Source organism: Pseudomonas rhizoryzae (assembly GCF_005250615.1).
In the GTDB taxonomy this organism is placed as follows: Bacteria; Pseudomonadota; Gammaproteobacteria; order Pseudomonadales; family Pseudomonadaceae; genus Chryseomonas; species Chryseomonas rhizoryzae.
The window spans coordinates 140,574-156,958 of the sequence record NZ_SULM01000005.1; the positions used below are offsets into that span (position 1 = coordinate 140,574).

Consider the following 16,385-nt stretch of genomic DNA (forward strand, 5'->3'; position numbering starts at 1 on the left):
GCTGAAATGCAGACGCTGGTGGAGGTCAAGGACCTGCGGGTGGTCACCCAGGCCGAAGATGGCAGTGAAACCCTCATCGTCAAGGAGGTCGGCTTCAGCCTGGCCAAGGGCGAGGTACTGGCGCTGATCGGTGAATCCGGTTCGGGCAAGACCACCATAGCGCTGTCGCTGCTCGGCTACGCCCGTGCCGGCTGCCGCCTGGCCGGTGGCTCGATCCGGGTGGGCGACACCCAGGTGCTGGAGCTGGATGCGGCGGGCCTGCGGCAGTTGCGCGGCCGTACCGTGGCCTATATCGCCCAGAGCGCGGCAGCGGCTTTCAATCCGTCGCGTCGGTTGCTGGAACAGATCATCGAGAGCGCCCTGATCCACGGCGTGCTGACGCGGCGCGAAGCGGAGACGCGCGCCCTGGAACTGTTCCGCGAACTGGCGCTGCCGGACCCCGAGCATATCGGCGAGCGCTATCCGCACCAGGTATCCGGCGGCCAGCTGCAGCGGCTGATGGCCGCCATGGCGTTGATCACCGATCCGACCCTGGTGATCCTCGACGAACCCACCACGGCGCTGGACGTGACCACCCAGATCGAGGTGCTGCGCGTCTTCAAGCAGGTGGTCCGCGAGCGTGGCGTGACCGCCATCTATGTCTCCCACGACCTCGCGGTGGTGGCCCAGATGGCCGACCGCATCCTGGTGCTCAATGGCGGTGAGGTCTTTGAAAATCGCCGCACCGAGCGCCTACTGGCCAGTGCCAGGCATCCCTATACCCGCAGCCTGTTGGCCGCGGCGCAGCCGGAGCCCTTGACCGAGCGCGGGTTGCCGACGGTGGAGCCGCGGGCGCCCGTGCTGGAGGTGAAGGATTTGGTGGCCGGCTACGGTCCCCTCGGCGCCGACGGCCTGCCACGTTATCGGGTACTGGAAGGCATCAACCTGAGCATCGCATCGGGACAGGCCCTGGGGGTAATCGGCGAATCCGGCTCCGGCAAGTCGACCCTGGCGCGGGTGATCGCCGGCCTGCTGCCGCCCGCGCGGGGCAGTGTGCACCTGGGCGGTGAGCCCTTGCCACCGGGCCTGGACGGCCGCACCCGCGAGCAGTTCCGTCGGGTGCAGTTGGTCTACCAGAATGCCGACACGGCGTTGAATCCGGCCCATAGCGTGGAGCGCATCCTCATGCGCCCACTGCAGACCTATCACGCCTTCGACAAGGCCACCCGCCAACGCAAGGTCCGTGAGTTGCTCGACCGGGTCCAACTACCGGCGAGTCTCGCCAACCGGCTCCCTAGCGAGCTGTCCGGCGGCCAGAAACAGCGGGTCAACCTGGCGCGGGCCCTGGCGGCCGAACCCGAGTTGATCCTCTGCGACGAAGTCACCTCGGCGCTGGATACCGTGGTCGGCGCGGCCATCCTAGATCTGCTGGTGGAACTACGGCGCGAGCTGGGGCTGGCCTATCTGTTCATCAGCCACGACATCTCCACGGTGCGCAGCCTGTGCGACGAGGTGCTGGTGCTCTATGCCGGCCAACCGGTGGAGCTGGGCACGCCGGCCACACTGCAGCATCCGCCGCTGCACCCCTACACCGAACTGCTCACCGCCTCGGTGCCCGCGCTGCGCCAGGGCTGGCTGGAAGAGCAGCCGGTCCGTACCGTGGCGCCCCTGGCATCCAAGAGCCGGGCCGCCGCACCGCTATGCAGCTTTCTGCAGCGTTGCCCGGTCCGTATCGAGGGTCGCTGCGACCGCGAGGCGCCACCTCAGCAGACGCTGGATGGCGGCAACCGCATCCTCTGTCACCATGACGGCGAGTCCTTGCAGCGCCTGCAGGGCGGTGCGGTGCTGCATACCCAAGGAGCTCGCGCATGACATCGCGCGTCCAGCGACTGGCCGAACTCACCACCACTGGTTGTATCGATACGCCCCTGTTGGCCTGCTATGCAGCCGCTTTGCCCACACTCGTACCGAGAGTCTCGCTGGATGACTAGCCAAGAACTGCTGCAGACCCTGATTGGCTTTCCCACGGTCTCCGCCGACTCCAACCTGGCCCTGATCCATCATGTGCGAGGTCTGCTGGAAGCGGCCGGTATCACCTGCCGCCTGGTCCTCGACGAGAGCGGGCGCAAGGCCAATCTTTTTGCCAGCGTGGGCCCGACGGACGTGCCTGGCGTGCTGCTCTCCGGCCATACCGACGTGGTGCCCGTGGAAGGCCAGGCCTGGACCCTGCCACCCTTCGAGGGCACCCTGAAGGATGGCCGGATCTATGGCCGCGGCGCCTGCGACATGAAGGGCTTCGTCGCCTGCGCGGTGATGGCCCTGCTTGACGCCGCTCGCGGTGAACCACTCAAACGACCGCTGCAACTGGCGCTGTCCCACGACGAGGAGATCGGCTGCGTCGGGGTCCGGCGGCTGCTGGACGTGCTGGAACTGGCCCCCGTGCGGCCCTTCCTCTGTATCGTTGGCGAACCCACGGAATTACAGGTCGCCCTCGGCCACAAGGGCAAGGCGGCGCTGCGCGCCCACTGCCATGGCCAGGAGGGGCACTCGTCGAAAGCCCCGCTGCATGTGAACGCCATCCACCTGGCCAGCGATTTGGTCGGCGCGTTGCGTGCCAGCCAGCGACATCTGGCGGAAGAGGGCGCGCGCGATGTCGCCTACGACATTCCCTACACCACCCTGCATGTCGGTCGTATCGACGGCGGCAAGGCGCTGAACATCGTGCCGAATCTCTGCACCCTGGACTTCGAGATCCGCCACCTGCCAGCCGACGATCCCGCTGCTCTGGTGGCCGCGCTGCAAGACACGGCGGATCGTCTAGTCCGCGAGGCGCGCCAACTGTCACCCAAGGCGGCCATCGAGATCGAGACCGTCAACGCCTATCCCGGCCTGGACACCCACCCCAGCGTCGAGGCCGTGCGCTTCCTGCAGACCCTGGTCGAACCCGGCACCGCACAACTCAAGGTGGCCTTCGGCACCGAAGGCGGGCTCTTCGCCAATCGGCTGGACACCCCCGTGGTGGTCTGCGGCCCCGGTAGCATCGACCAGGCGCACAAGCCGGACGAATATGTCGAGCTGAGCCAGTTGGAGGCCTGTGATGCCTTGCTGGGTCGGTTGCGGGTGGCTTTGGGTTAAGCCACCCCGATAGCTAGCTAATAACCCCGCTGCCGATCCACCAACCCCCGCATCGGCTCACCCCGCTGATGACGACGGATGTTCTCCAACAACACCGTGAAAGCCGTTTCCGGCACCGTCATGGCGCCCACGTGGGGCGTCAGCCAGATGCGTGGGTGCTGCCAAAAGGGATGGTCGGCTGCCGGCGGCTCCGTTTCCAACACATCCAGCACTGCCTGGCTCAGTTGACCGCTGTCCAGGGCGGCCAGTAGATCCGCCTCCACCAACTGGGCGCCGCGGCCCAGGTTGATCAGGCTGGCGCCGCGGGGCAGGGCGGCGAACAGCCGGGCGTCGAGAATGCCCTTGGTCGCCTCCGTCAGCGGCAGCAGGCAGATGAGGATCTCACAGTCGGCCAGGAACGCCGGCAATTGCTCGGCGCCGGCATGGCAGCGTACGCCGGGTAGCTCATGGGATGAGCGTGACCAGCCCGAGAGGGCGAAGCCGAAGGTGGCGAGCCGCTCCAGCACTGCCTGGCCGATCTGGCCGAGGCCGAGCACCCCGACGCGTCTGTTCTCTGCCGTCACCAGGGCGTGCTCCTGCCAACGCCCCGCGCCTTGCTGGTCGAGGTAGAGCGGTAACTGGCGATGCAGCGCCAGAACCATGAGCGTCGCGTATTCCACCATGCCGGCGACGATGCCAGGATCGAGCATCCGTACCACAGGTAGCTCCGGAGGCAGCAGGCTCAGGTCGAACTGGTCGATCCCGGCGGAGGTGGCGAACAGAACCTCCAGATTGGGGAAGCGACTGGCCAGGTCTTCCGGCGGTTGCCAGCAGGCTAAATAGCGAACCTCTTCGGCGTTGCCCACCTCCGGCCAGTGGCGGAATTCGATGTCGGGTGCGTGTTCCTGGAACAGGCGTCGCCACGCCTGGCCCCGCACGGGATCGGCCTTGTACAGCAGCGTCATGATGAGGTCTCCGGCAAAGCCCAAGCATGGCGTACCGGGGCGATAGTTTGTCCCGAAATTTCGGGCGCTGCCGCCATGATCGGTGGTGCGGTGTCGCTGGCGGCACCAGGGCGAGCGCCCTGTCACGTCAGGGCGGGGGAGGCGGTGCTGGTACCGGCGGAAACCACGATGGCCTGGGACAGCCAGGAGAGGGTGCGCGAGCTGTATTGCATCCTGCGCTGAAGGGGCTGGCCGCTGCGCCAGCCGAGGGTTGGCACAGCAGTGCTCAGCCGGCCTTGATCAGGCTGCGTAGCGGCAGGGCGTTCTTGACCACCGGGGACTTGATGACGATGTAGCTGAAGTACTTCTCGATGCCCACGTTGCGGTCGAGGATGGATTCCATCAGTTCCTGGTAGTGGCCGATGCTGCTGCACATGAAGCGCAGCAGGTAGTCGTAGCCGCCGCTGATCAGGTGGCACTCGAGGATCTCGTCGACGCCGCGGATGAAGGATTCGAACTTCACGAAGTCGGCGCGCTTGTGGTCGGAGAGGGTGACCTCGGTGAACACCGTTACCGAGTTGGCGATCTTGGCGAGGTTGACGTGGGCCTCATAGCCGCTGATGTAGCCGGCCGCCTCCAGGCGCTTGACCCGCTGCAGGCAGGGGCTGGGGGAGAGGCCCACGGCTTCGGCGAGGCTGACGTTGGTCATCCGGCCGTCCTTCTGCAGTTGCACCAGGATATTGATATCGATGCGGTCCAGTTTCGTTGCGGCGTCCATCGTCATTCCTCGCAGTCGTAAACGGCAGACTAGGCACGCAGGGCGGTCTGATGCGCATGCACCAGATCGGCGAGACTCGCGTACTCGCATCGCGTGCCATCCAGGGCCTGCCGCGAAAGGTTCCAGGGCCGGGAGCGATCACGGCGCAAGGTACACAGTGGAAAATCCACCAGGGGGTTCCAGGGGTCGTCCGGTTCGCTGCCGCGTACCGGCAACAGATCCTCGCGCGCCAAGCCCAGCTCTTCGAGGGTGGTATCCAGCGCCAGGCGCAGATCACCGCCCCGGTTGGGCACCACGGCGGCGAAGACGTCTGGCAAGCGCGCCGTGACCGCTGCGGCGTCGCCATCATCGGGCGAGGCCAACAACACCAACCGATAGAACTTGCTCAGGTACTGCAGCGCGCCCGGCGCATCCTCGAACACCGGCCAGCACGTCGTGGCGTTTCCAAAGGCCACGCTGGCATCCAGGTCTGCTTCCTGCTGCAACTCCTGCGCCAGGCGCTGGTGGATGCGTAGGTGCAGGCTGGCCTGGCTGGCGGCTGGAGCCTCCTGGCGCAACTCGCGGACCAGGCGGTGATAGCTGCCGAGCAGCCAGTCGGGATGGGTGCTGAGGCCAGCCTGCGCCACTATGGGGCGCAGGGCTTCCAGGATGCCCCCTTCACGATCGATAAGGGTGCCGTAGCAGGAAAAGCCAATGGCCTGGTATCGGGTGATTCTCATGGTCGATTTCCCTTTGGCGCCGCTCCAGTGGGGCCGGGCGGCGTTACGTTCGACCTCAGGCACCGGCCTGGGCGAGGGCTTGGCCGAACATCTGCAAGGCTTCGGCCAGTTGTGCGTCGGTAGTGACCAAGGGCGCCAGGAAGCGGATGACATTCCGTTCGACGCCGCACTTGATCACCAGCAGACCAGCCTGACGGGCGCCATCGATGACCTTTTGGGCCAGGGCGGCGTCTGGGCTGTGGCCATCGGTACCGACCATTTCCACCGCCAGCATGAAGCCGCGACCGCGGACCTCGCCGATGCGCGAATGGCGCTCTTGCAGCGTTAGCAGACCGCTACGCAGTTGCTCGCCGAGGGCGACGCCGCGGGCGACCAGCTCTTCTTCCTCGAAGATGTCCAGCACCGCCAGGGCCGCGGCGCAGGCCAGGGCGTTGCCGCCGTAGGTGCCGCCGAGGCCACCGGGTTGGGGAGCGTCCATGATGGCCGCGCGGCCGACCACGCCGGAGAGCGGCAGGCCGCCCGCCAGGCTCTTGGCCACCGTCACCAAATCCGGCTGGATCCCGGTCTGCTGGAAGGCGAAGAGGCTGCCGGTACGGCCGAAGCCGGTCTGGATCTCGTCGGCGATGAGCACGATGCCGTGTTGGTCGCACAGGGCGCGCAGCGCCTGGAGGAACTCCACCGGCGCCGGGCGGAAGCCGCCGTCGCCCTGCACCGGCTCGATCAGGATGGCAGCGACCTGATCGGGCGCGATCTGGGTGGCCAGGACTTCGCGCAAGCCGGCCAGCGCCTGCTGGGTATCCAGGCCGCGGAAGGCATCGGGGTAGGGCGCGTGATAGATGTCGCCGGGGAAGGGGCCGAAGTTCTGCTTGTAGGGCTGGGCGAAGCCGGTCAGGGTCACGCCCAGCAGGGTGCGGCCGTGGAAGCCGCCGCGGAAGGCGATAACGCCTGGCCGCTTGGTATGGGCGCGGGCGATCTTGATGGCGTTCTCCACCGCTTCGGCACCCGAGGTGAGCAGCAGCGTCTTGTAGGCTTCGCCGTTGCCGATCAGGGTGTTGAGGCGGCTGGCCAGTTCCAGGTAGGGCTCGTAGGCCATCACCTGGAAACTGGCGTGGGAGATTTCCCCGACCTGGCGGCGGACGGCTTCCACCACGCGCGGGTGGTTGTGGCCGACGTTGAGCACGCCGATGCCGCCGACGAAATCGAGGTAGCGGCGACCGTCCACGTCCCAGACTTCGCTGCCCTGGGCGCGAGCCACCACGACGGGATGGGCGGTGATGATGCCCCGGGGCACGCTCTGTTCGCGATGACCCAAGAGGCGGTCGGTGGCTTTGGCAGCGGAATTCATGCAGCTATCTCCAGGCAGGGGGCGAGGGTTTCAGCCTAAGCAAACGCCGGGGTCGGTAACGCTGAAGTTGCCGGCCGTGGCATCGCGATCGGCTGTTTTGGTCTGGGGTGGCGGCATTTTCGGTTGCCTGCCGCCAGGGGCAGTCAGTCCAGTCCGCCCAGGTGCCAGGCTTTGACTTCCAGGTACTCGTCCATTCCCAGGTGCGAACCCTCGCGGCCCAGCCCGGACTGCTTCACGCCGCCGAAGGGGGCGACCTCCATGGAGAGGGTGCCGGTATTGAGCGCTACCATGCCGAACTCCAGGCGCTCACCCACCCGCCAGGCACGGCGCAGGTCCTGGGTATAGTAGTAGGCGCCGAGGCCGTAGGGCGTGGCATTGGCCAGCGCCAGGGCCTCGGCTTCGTCGCCAAAGCGGAACAGCGGCGCCACCGGGCCGAAGGTTTCCTCGCGCGCCAGCAGCATGTCCGGCGTGGCGCCGGTGAGTACCGTGGGGGCGACGAATTGGTCGCGGCCGCTGGGCAGGCCGCCGAACAGGGCCTTGGCGCCTTTGGTGAGGGCGTCGTCGACATGGCGGGCGACCTTGTCCACCGCCGGGCGATTGATCAGCGGACCGAGGGTCACCCCGGCCTCCAGGCCGTTGCCCACCTTGAACTTGGCGACCTCAGCAGCCAGCCGCTCGGCGAAGCGGTCGTGGATAGCGTCCTGGACCAGGATGCGGTTGGCGCAGACGCAAGTCTGGCCGGCGTTGCGGAACTTGCTCTGCAGCACCCCGGCGATGGCGAGGTCCAGGTCGGCGTCATCGAAGACGATGAAGGGCGCATTGCCGCCCAGCTCCATGCTGGTGCGCTTCACCGTGGCCGCGCACTGGGCCAGCAGCAGCTGGCCGATCCGCGTGGAGCCGGTGAAGGACAGTTTGCGCACCGCCGGATTGCTGGTGAGTTCGCCACCGATGCCGACGGGTAGGCCGGTGACTACGTTGAATACCCCAGCGGGAAAGCCCGCGCGTTCGGCCAGTTCGGCCAGCGCCAGGGCCGACAGCGGGGTGAGATCCGAGGGCTTGACCACCACCGGGCAGCCGGCAGCCAAGGCCGGCGCGGCCTTGCGGGTGATCATGGCGTTGGGGAAGTTCCACGGGGTGATGGCGGCGGCCACGCCCACCGGCTGTTTGAGCACCAGCACCCGGCGATCGCGGGCGGGAGCGGGCAGGATATCGCCATAGCTGCGCCTGGCTTCTTCGGCGAACCATTTGACGAAGCTGGCACCATAGGCGATCTCGCCGCGCGCCTCGGCCAGCGGCTTGCCCTGCTCCAGGGTCATCAGTAGGGCGAGGTCCTCCTGGTGTTCCAGCATCAGCGCGTGCCAGCGTTCCAGCAGCGCCGCGCGTTCGGCCGCGGGACGCTCGCGCCAGGCGGGCCAGGCCGCTTCCGCGGCGGCGATGGCGCGGGCGGTTTCCGCGGCTTCCAGGGCCGCGACCTGGGCGATCACCGCGCCGGTGGCAGGGTTTTCCACGGCGAAGGTGGCGCCGTTGTCGGCACTTATCCAGTGGCCATCGACATAGGCCGATTGTTTGAACAGGCGAGGATCACGCAGATCGAGGTGCAGCGGCATGGTGGCGCTCCCAGTGGCAGGTCAGGCCCTGAGTCTAGGGAGGCGCCGCGGTGGCGAATGCCGAATTCGACGGGCCCGAACGCCCGCGCAACGCGTTCGGCTCGCTGTGGCCGCAGTTTGTGCGGAGGGCTTGCATCGACTCGCCAAGCTTGCTGGTGACCGCGAGCCTGGCGGATTGACGTCAGCGAAAAGCGCGACCGGAAGGCCGTAGCGCTGCAGCCGGCCGCTGGGATCAGGCGCTTGCGCCTGCCCGGCTTGCGCGGGGAGGCGGGGTTATTGAGCCGATTCCGCCTGGGGGGCGTCGCTGGTCTCGACCGGCTTTTCCTTGGCTGGCGCCTTGTCGCGGCGGGCTTGTGCCCGTTGCCGCCGGGCCTGGCGCGCGGCATGCAGCGCCTGCGAGGCGGTGACGACGCCGGCCGGCTGACCGTTCAGGTCGAGACGGGGTGCATTCTCCTTCATGCTCGCCCAGTACCTATGACCCTGGCACCAGGCCGCGATGCCGAGCTTGAGCTGCTCGATGGACAGGCCGAGCGATCCCAGGTGCTGCTCGGCATCCTTGAGGATGCCTTCCTTCAAGGGCACCTTGGGCGCCGGATTGACCGGGAAGGCCAGGGGAAAGTGCTTCTGCAGACTGCGGATGGCATTGAAAGCCGCTTCCTGCTCGGGAGTCCTGGCTTCGCGCGGCGGCTTCTGCGGCTTCTGAGGCTTTTGCGCCTTCTGAGACTTCTGCGGAGGTTGCTGCTTGGCAGCAGGTTGCAGCTGCGCCTTTTCGGCGCGGAGCCGGTCGCGAAGCTCGGCTAGTTGTTCAAAACCCATTGTGCAGCTCATCGGTAGCGGATTTGGTCGGGCGAGAGGGTACCTCAAGCCGCGCCTTTGCACAGCCTCGGGCTGCCTTGAACTTCGATCAGCCGACGAAGCCTCTGCCCAATAGCGGGTCGCTCCGCAGCCTGGTCACCGCCAGCTCGACGAAGGCGCGGACCTTGGCCGCCGCCTGGCGACCCTCCGGATAGACCAGGTGTACCGGCAGCGGGGCGTCCTCATGGTCGGCGAGCACGATGCGCAGGGTGCCCTCGGCCAGGGCCGGAGCGATCTGGTAGTGCAGCACCCGGGTGAGGCCCCAGCCGGCCTTGGCCGCGGTAATGGCGGCCTCGTTGGTGTTGCACTGCAGCACGGGCTCGACCACTACTCGCTGACCGCGGGCGAAGCGCCATTCCGGCGAGGCCCAGGCGCCCTGGCAGGCGAGGATGCGATGCTCCCGCAGCGCGGCGGGCGTGGTGGGCGTGCCTTGAGCGTCCAAATAAGCGGGCGAGGCGCAGACCACCCGCCGCATGCGGCCGACCTGGATCGCGGTGAAACCGGAATCCGGTAGCTGGCCGATACGCAAGGCGACGTCCAGACCCTCGTCCAGCAGATTCACCTGGCGATCGACGAACAGGGTGCGCACCCGCATCTGCGGATGGCGCCCCAGGAACTCCAGCACCAGGGGCAGCACGTGCAGTTGGCCGAAGAGCACCGGTGCGGTGATCGCCAGGGTGCCGGATGGCTTGGCCTGGTGCCCGGCCGCGGCCAATTCCGCTTCGGCGATCTCGTCGAGGATGCGGCGGCAATCCTGCAGGTAGCGGACACCGGCTTCGGTAGGCTTCACCGAGCGGGTGGTGCGCACCAGCAGCCGGGCGCCGATGAGGTCTTCCAGGCCGGCGACCATGCGCGTCACCGCCGGCGCGCTCAGGTGCAACTCGCGGGCGGTGCGGGCGAAACTCTGGGTTTCGGCGACCTTCACGAACACGCGCATCGCCTGCCAACGATCCATCTGCCGGGTCGTCCTCTCCTATTGAACAGGCCTCAGGGTAGTCGACTGGCCCAACGCAAGGCGAGGGCACCCCGCCGACGCACCAGGGACTTGGCGCGAAACGTCCAGATCCGCTCAGCGCCTGGGAAGGCGGCGATTTCGGGCGTGTCGAACAGCACTTCGGCGGTACCGCTCAGTTGCAGGACATCACCCCGGGCGAAGTCGACGAACAACAGACCGGCCTGGCCGTTGAGCAGGATATTGCCCAGGGTGTTGAAGAACAGATTGCCGCTGAAGTCGGGCAGGGTGAGGACGCCATCGTCGCCTACCCGCACGAAGCCCGGCGGGCCACCGCGATGGGAGACGTCCACCTGCCGCTCGCCGTTTGGCTCAGCGTAGGAGGCGACGAAGCAGGTATCGGCGCGCTCGATCAACGCGCGGGCGGCGGCGTCCAGCACCGTGAGTCGCTCGATGGCAGACGCTGGGTCCGCTGCCGGGACGCTCTGGAGGTCGCGCGGCTGGATATAGCGCGGGCAGTTGCCGAAGCTCTGCTCGACTGCCAGCTGAAAGCCTTCGGCCGTCCGGGTTAGGGTGCCGTTCAAGCGATTGCGCCGACGGCTGTGCAGTTCGATGCCCAGCAGCCCTACGGCCGCGCCGTCGGTGAGACCTGCGCTGGCGGGGTCATCCAGGGCAGGCACTGCCGCGATGTCCAAGGTGGTCGCCGTCGGTGAGTGGAGAAAGCCCGGTGGGCCTTCCAGGATCGTCGCCCAAACCAGGCCCGCCACGTCCACGCTGCCCAGTACCAGGAAGGGCAACTGTTGGTAGAAGGCGCGGTGCTGATCGGGCATGAAGGAGCGGATCACCCGCGGGCCGACCTCGGCCATCCGCTGGCGGACACCGACGCGCTCCTGGATGAGGGATTCTCCCGGGTGCCAGGTGGGCAGGGTGGTCAAGGACTCGTTCATCGATGGTGCTCCTCGCGGTGGAGAGGGGGCGTTGCTCGGCGTTCGTCAGCTACGCAGACCGGCGGCCGTCTGCGGGAAGGGGACGAAGCCCGGCAAGGCCTCCACCCGTTGCAGGAAGGCGCGCACCGCCGCATAGGGCGCCAGATCGACGTTGCCCTCCGGCGCTCCGGCGAGATAGCTGTAGAGGGCCACGTCGGCCAGGGTGGGATGGTCGGCGGCCAGCCAGTCGCGGGTCGCCAACTGGCCTTCCAGGCGTTGCAGCAGTACCTGGGCGCGGGCGATGACTTCCCGGGAATCGAGCGGGGCGCCGAATACCGTGATCAGGCGCGCCGCTGCCGGACCATAGGCCAGCTCGCCAGCGGCGACCGACAGCCAGCGCTGTACCGCCGCAGCGCCGGCGGCGTCTTCCGGCAGCCAGTCGGTGCGGCCCAGTTTCTTCGCCAGGTAGACGAGGATGGCGTTCGAATCGGCGATGACCAGGCCGTCGTCCTCCAGCACCGGCACCTGGCCAAAGGGGTTGAGCGCGAGAAAGGCCGGCGAGCGGTGTTCACCGGCGGCGAGATCGACCTCCACCAGCTCGGGTGCAAGGCCCAGCAGGGAAGCGAACAGCACGGCGCGATGGGCATGACCGGACAGCGGAGTGTGATAGATCTTCATGATGCAGCTCCTGGCAAGTAGCGGGCCGGGGAGGGTCCCGCGGGGTGCTACCAGCTTGGGAGCTAATGGGTATGGCGGGAATGGGCGTTCTCGTCAGTTCTTTATTCCGCAAACTGGAAGGATGCGGCAGACGGTACCTCTCGCCTCAGCGACAGGCCGCGATGGCCAGGGTGGCGGCGGCCGTGCGGGTTTCCACGCCGAGCTTCACATAGACGTGTTCCAGGTGCTTGTTCACCGTCCGCGGCGAAAGACCGAGGATGTCGCCGATGTCGCGGTTGGTCTTGCCGCAGGCCACCCAGTGCAGCACCTCGACTTCGCGACCGGTCAGCTGGTAGCGACTGCTCAAGGGGGCGAGGTCCAGCGCGGTCCTGGCCTGGGGCCGGCTCGCCGGCAGGCTCCTGGCCGCCTGGAGTTCGCGGGCCGTACGCAGGTGGGCGGCCACCCGCGCCAGCACCTCGTCGGTCTTTAGCGGCTTGGTGACATAGTCGATGCCGCCCGCGGCAAAGGCCTCCACCACATGCTCGCTCTCGGTCAGGGCGGTCATGAACAGCACCGGGATGTCGGCCAGCTCGGCCTGGGCCTTGATCCGGCGACAGGTCTCGAAGCCGTCCAGACCGGGCATCACCGCGTCGAGCAGTACCACGTCCGGGCGGCGGCGTTGCATGCGCTCCAGGGCGCTGGCGCCGTCCATGGCCACCAGCACCATGTAGCCACTGGCATCCAGGGCATCGGAGAGCAGGGCGAGGTTGTCGGGGGTGTCATCGACGATCAGCACGACGCCGGCGGGAGCGGGCTGTAGGGCAGCGTTCATGGGTGTTCTCCTTCCAAGGGCAGGTCGGCCGGCTGCAGGCTGTCCTTGAGGCGGCGGTTGAAGTCGTTGAGCTGGAAGCGCTTGACCAGGCTGCGCAGGCTGTCGACGTAGGCGGCGCTGTGCGGTTCTTCGTGCTCGATGCGGTCCAGGCATTCGAGGATACCTTTCACATAGCCCAGAGCGCCCAGTTCCCGCAGCTCGTCCAGACTGGCGGTGCTGGGCGCCTGCAGGGGCAGCGGCGGGGTCTTGGACGGTACTTCGGGGCGCTCCAGCCATTGCAGGTCCAGGTGCTTCTTGATCTTCTCCAGCAATTGCGGCGTGTGCACCGGCTTGGCCAGGTAGTCGTCGCAGGCAGCGGCGGCGCTGCGCTGGCGGTCATCGGCGAAGGCATTGGCGGAGATGACGATGATGGGCGCCCGGGAGAGGCGGTTGCGGCGGATCAGGGTGCTGGTCTCCAGGCCGTCGAGCAACGGCATGGACAGGTCCATGAGGATCAGGTCCGGCTGCCACAGGGCCACCTGGCGGATGGCGTCCTGGCCGTTGCTGGCCTCGGCCAGTTCGAAGCCCAGGGGTTCGAGCATGCCGGCCAGTACGCGGCGATGGTCGAGGTGATCGTCCACCAGCAGCACCCGCCGGCGCGGCCCCTGGTAGCCGGTGATGGTGTGCTCGACGTGGACCAGCGCCTGGGGCACCCGGACCTCGGAGAGAAACAGCCGCACGATGAAGCGGGTACCCTGGCCCGGCGTACTCCGCACATCCAGGGCGCCACCCATCAGGGTTACCAGCATGCGGGTGATGGTCAGGCCCAGGCCGAGGCCGTTGTCCTGGCGCAGCGGGTCACCGCGTTCGAAGGGCTGGAACAGCCGCTCCAACTGCTCAGGGGCGATTCCCAGGCCGCTGTCGATGATCTCGAAGGTGGCAGTTTCCCGGGCATAGGTCACCCCCAGCACCACGCCGCCCCGGTCGGTGTAGCGCACCGCATTGCCGAGCAGGTTGATGAGGATCTGGCGCACGCGCTTTTCGTCGCCGCGGACCACCGCCGGCAGGCGCCCCTGGGCGTCGAGGTGGAAGCTCAGGCCCTTGTCCTGGGCCTGGGGGGCGAACATCTGCTGCAGTTGCTCGATGAATTCCGGGAAGGGGATTTCCGAGGGCTCCAGGTTGAGCTTGCCGGCCTCGATCTTGGCCACGTCCAGCAGGCCGTCGATCAGCGACAGCAGGTGCGAGCCGCTGCGGTAGATGGTGGCCAGGGCGTCCTGCTGACGGCTGCTGCTGGCCGGGTCGCGCTGCAGGATCTGGGTATAGCCGAGGATGCTGTTCAGCGGCGTGCGCAGCTCATGGGACAGACCGGTGACGTAGCGGCTCTTGGCGGCATTGGCGGCCTCGGAGGCTTCCTTGGCGCGCTGCAGGGCCTCGTCGGTCTTGCGGTGGGCCTGGATTTCCTGCATCAGCAGGGCGGTCTGGCGGGTCGATTCCTCCAGGGCCACATGGCGACTCTCGCGGGTCAGCACCACCCACCAGGCCAGCGCCCCGGCGAACAGGGTGAGCACCATGAAGGCCTTGAAGAAGCCCTGGTAGAGCAGGTGGCGCTCGTCGCCCTGCAGGCCCTGGGAAACCTGGCTGTAGATCAGCGCCAGGGCGCAGAACATCAGCCCGACCATGACCAGCAGCACGCCCAGGTAATGGGCCAGCCGGGTATGCAGGCGCGGCACCGAGGTGTTCGGCAGCAACCAGCGCAGCAGGGTGTCGAATTGCGCGGACAGCCGCGCCGCGGGTTTGCACAGGTCGCCGCAGCGCGCGTCCAGGGCGCAGCACAGCGAGCAGATGGGCGCGCCGTACGCCGGGCAGAAGGCGATGTCCTCGCGCTCGAAGGCATTGGTGCAGAGCACGCATTCCAGATGGACCTGGGCGGGATGGATCAGCTTCAGCACGCTGGTGCGGGCGATGTAGTAGCGGCCCCGGGTGAGCCAGGCCAGCAGTGGGGCGCAGATCAGCGCGGCTAGCAGGGACACCGCTGGCGAGATGGCCTGGGCCAGGGCGCCGAACAGGCCGGCGTGGGCCAGGCCGGAGAGCAGCGAGGCCAGCAGCATGGCCCCGACCCCCACCGGGTTGATGTCGTAGAGGTGCGCCCGCTTGAATTCGATGTGCCTAGGCGACAGCCCCAGCGGCTTGTTGATCACCAGGTCGGCGACCACCGCGCCGATCCAGGCGATGGCGATGTTGGCATAGAGCCCGAGCACCTCCTCGATGGCCTGGAACACTCCCAGCTCCATGAGCATCAACGCGATCAGCACATTGAATACCAGCCAGACCACGCGGCCGGGATGGCTATGGGTGACCCGGGCGAAAAAGTTGGACCAGGCCAGGGAGCCGGCATAGGCGTTGGTCAGGTTGATCTTGATCTGGCTGACGATGACGAACAGCACCATGGCGCCCATGGCCCAGCCTGGCGAAGAGAAGACATAGCCGAAGGCCACCAGGTACATCTGGGTCGGCTCGGCGGCGCGCTCCAGGGGGATTTCATGCTGCAGGGCGAGAAAGGCCAGGAAGGCGCCGGCGAGCATCTTCAGCGCCCCGGGCAGGATCCAACCAGGGCCGGCCAGGAGCAGCGCGGCCCACCAGCGGCGACGGTTGGCGGCGGTCTTCTCGGGCAGGAAGCGCAGGTAATCGACCTGCTCGCCGATCTGGGTCACCAGCGCCAGGCCCACGGTACAGGCGGCGCCGAAGGACAGCAGGTTGAAGGCACCGGCCTCGCCCTCGCGGCCGGCGAAGGTGGTCCAGTCCGCCAGGGCACCGGGGTTCTTGGCGATGACGAAGGCGTAGGGCAGCGCCAGCAGGATCAGCCAGAGCGGCTGGCTCCACAGCTGCAGGCGATTGATCAGGGTGATGCCATAGGTGACCAGGGGAATGACGATGATCGAGCAGATCACGTAGGCCAGGGCCAGGGGGATGCGGAAGTACAGCTCCAGGGCCAGCGCCATGATCGCCGCTTCCAGGGCGAAGAACAGGAAGGTGAAGCTGGCGTAGATCAGCGAGGTGATGGTGGAGCCGATGTAGCCGAAGCCGGCGCCGCGGGTGAGCAGGTCCATGTCCACCCCATAGCGCGCCGCATAGTAGCTGATCGGCAGGCCGGTGAGGAAGATCACCAGGCTCACCGCCAGCACCGCCCAGAGGGTGTTGGTGAAGCCGTAGCTGATCGCCAGGGCGCCGCCGATGGCTTCCAGGGCCAAAAAGGAGAGGGCACCCAGGGCGGTATTGGCGATGCGGAATTCCGACCATTTGCGGAATGACCGGGGGGTGTAGCGCAGGGCGTAGTCTTCCAGCGTCTCGTCGGCGACCCAGCTGTTGTAGTCCCGGCGGATCTTGGCGATGCGTTGCGTCCCGGTCTGCTGCACGGCAGGGCTCCTGACGGTTCGGCGGTGGACTCGTGAGGCAAGTTCCGTGCCTCGTTCGGGGTGGCAGCTCGGCGTGCAGCGCCCGGGCCATCTGCTTCCGCGCGGGCGCGCGCGAGACACAGGATGCCCCAGGGCGTTGCAGCGGGCAGTACGTCAGATGACGTAGGCCCTTACGTCATCCTGCGTATGTTCCCGGGCGGCACCGGCGCCCCATTCTTGCTCCGCAGCGAACACCCGCAGTCCTGGCCACAAGGGACGAACGGCAATCACCTAGAGGAGCGAGAA

Annotated in this window: 14 protein-coding genes; 3 read left to right on the forward strand and 11 right to left on the reverse strand. The window is 67.4% G+C overall.

The genetic code is table 11. The annotated features are described in order from the left end of the window. Positions 1–6: 6 nt before the first annotated feature. The 3 genes from FAZ11_RS09260 to argE are packed head-to-tail and all read left to right on the forward strand — an operon-like array spanning position 7 to position 3,114. Positions 7–1,851 carry an ABC transporter ATP-binding protein gene (locus tag FAZ11_RS09260; protein ID WP_058771927.1) on the forward strand — a complete coding sequence of 615 codons (1,845 nt, stop codon included), beginning with the start codon at positions 7–9 and terminating at the stop codon, positions 1,849–1,851. Next, positions 1,848–1,970, forward strand: coding sequence for a hypothetical protein (locus tag FAZ11_RS25170; RefSeq protein WP_275045098.1), 123 nt, complete (start codon positions 1,848–1,850; stop codon positions 1,968–1,970). Before FAZ11_RS09260 ends, FAZ11_RS25170 begins: the two co-directional genes overlap by 4 nt. Beyond that, positions 1,963–3,114 (forward strand): acetylornithine deacetylase, encoded by a 1,152-nt coding sequence (gene argE / locus FAZ11_RS09265; RefSeq protein WP_058771900.1) that lies wholly within the window; start codon positions 1,963–1,965, stop codon positions 3,112–3,114. Before FAZ11_RS25170 ends, argE begins: the two co-directional genes overlap by 8 nt. Positions 3,115–3,131: 17 nt before the next feature. Here the strand turns inward: argE and FAZ11_RS09270 are convergent, their stop codons facing one another. From FAZ11_RS09270 to FAZ11_RS09320, 11 genes are all read right to left on the reverse strand, one after another. Next, positions 3,132–4,058, reverse strand: coding sequence for a 2-hydroxyacid dehydrogenase (locus FAZ11_RS09270; protein ID WP_058771901.1), 927 nt, complete (start codon positions 4,056–4,058; stop codon positions 3,132–3,134). Positions 4,059–4,323: 265 nt separating this feature from the next. Then, the gene (locus FAZ11_RS09275; RefSeq protein ID WP_007161776.1) at positions 4,324–4,815 is read right to left on the reverse strand and encodes an Lrp/AsnC family transcriptional regulator; all 492 of its coding nucleotides are present in this window, start codon (positions 4,813–4,815) and stop codon (positions 4,324–4,326) included. Between the two features lie 29 nt (positions 4,816–4,844). Next, positions 4,845–5,534 carry an HAD family hydrolase gene (locus tag FAZ11_RS09280; RefSeq protein WP_058771902.1) on the reverse strand — a complete coding sequence of 230 codons (690 nt, stop codon included), beginning with the start codon at positions 5,532–5,534 and terminating at the stop codon, positions 4,845–4,847. A gap of 55 nt (positions 5,535–5,589) precedes the next feature. Beyond that, complete coding sequence (gene gabT / locus FAZ11_RS09285) at positions 5,590–6,879, reverse strand: 4-aminobutyrate--2-oxoglutarate transaminase (protein WP_058771903.1); 1,290 nt, start codon at positions 6,877–6,879, stop codon at positions 5,590–5,592. Between the two features lie 143 nt (positions 6,880–7,022). Further along, positions 7,023–8,486, reverse strand: a complete 1,464-nt coding sequence (locus FAZ11_RS09290; RefSeq protein WP_058771904.1) for an NAD-dependent succinate-semialdehyde dehydrogenase — start codon at positions 8,484–8,486, stop codon at positions 7,023–7,025. A 273-nt stretch (positions 8,487–8,759) separates the two neighbouring features. Continuing rightward, positions 8,760–9,302: a ProQ/FinO family protein gene (locus FAZ11_RS09295; protein ID WP_058771905.1), complete on the reverse strand. Its 543-nt coding sequence runs from the start codon at positions 9,300–9,302 to the stop codon at positions 8,760–8,762. An 88-nt stretch (positions 9,303–9,390) separates the two neighbouring features. Continuing rightward, positions 9,391–10,296: a LysR family transcriptional regulator gene (locus FAZ11_RS09300; RefSeq protein WP_058771906.1), complete on the reverse strand. Its 906-nt coding sequence runs from the start codon at positions 10,294–10,296 to the stop codon at positions 9,391–9,393. A 32-nt stretch (positions 10,297–10,328) separates the two neighbouring features. Further along, positions 10,329–11,240: a pyridoxamine 5'-phosphate oxidase family protein gene (locus FAZ11_RS09305; protein WP_137279195.1), complete on the reverse strand. Its 912-nt coding sequence runs from the start codon at positions 11,238–11,240 to the stop codon at positions 10,329–10,331. Between the two features lie 45 nt (positions 11,241–11,285). After that, on the reverse strand, positions 11,286–11,897 hold the full coding sequence (locus FAZ11_RS09310; RefSeq protein ID WP_058771907.1) for a glutathione S-transferase family protein: 612 nt from the start codon (positions 11,895–11,897) through the stop codon (positions 11,286–11,288). Between the two features lie 145 nt (positions 11,898–12,042). Then, positions 12,043–12,708: a response regulator gene (locus FAZ11_RS09315; protein ID WP_058761938.1), complete on the reverse strand. Its 666-nt coding sequence runs from the start codon at positions 12,706–12,708 to the stop codon at positions 12,043–12,045. Beyond that, positions 12,705–16,100 carry a hybrid sensor histidine kinase/response regulator gene (locus FAZ11_RS09320; protein WP_058771908.1) on the reverse strand — a complete coding sequence of 1,132 codons (3,396 nt, stop codon included), beginning with the start codon at positions 16,098–16,100 and terminating at the stop codon, positions 12,705–12,707. The genes FAZ11_RS09315 and FAZ11_RS09320 overlap by 4 nt, the downstream gene beginning before the upstream one ends. Positions 16,101–16,385 lie beyond the last annotated feature (285 nt).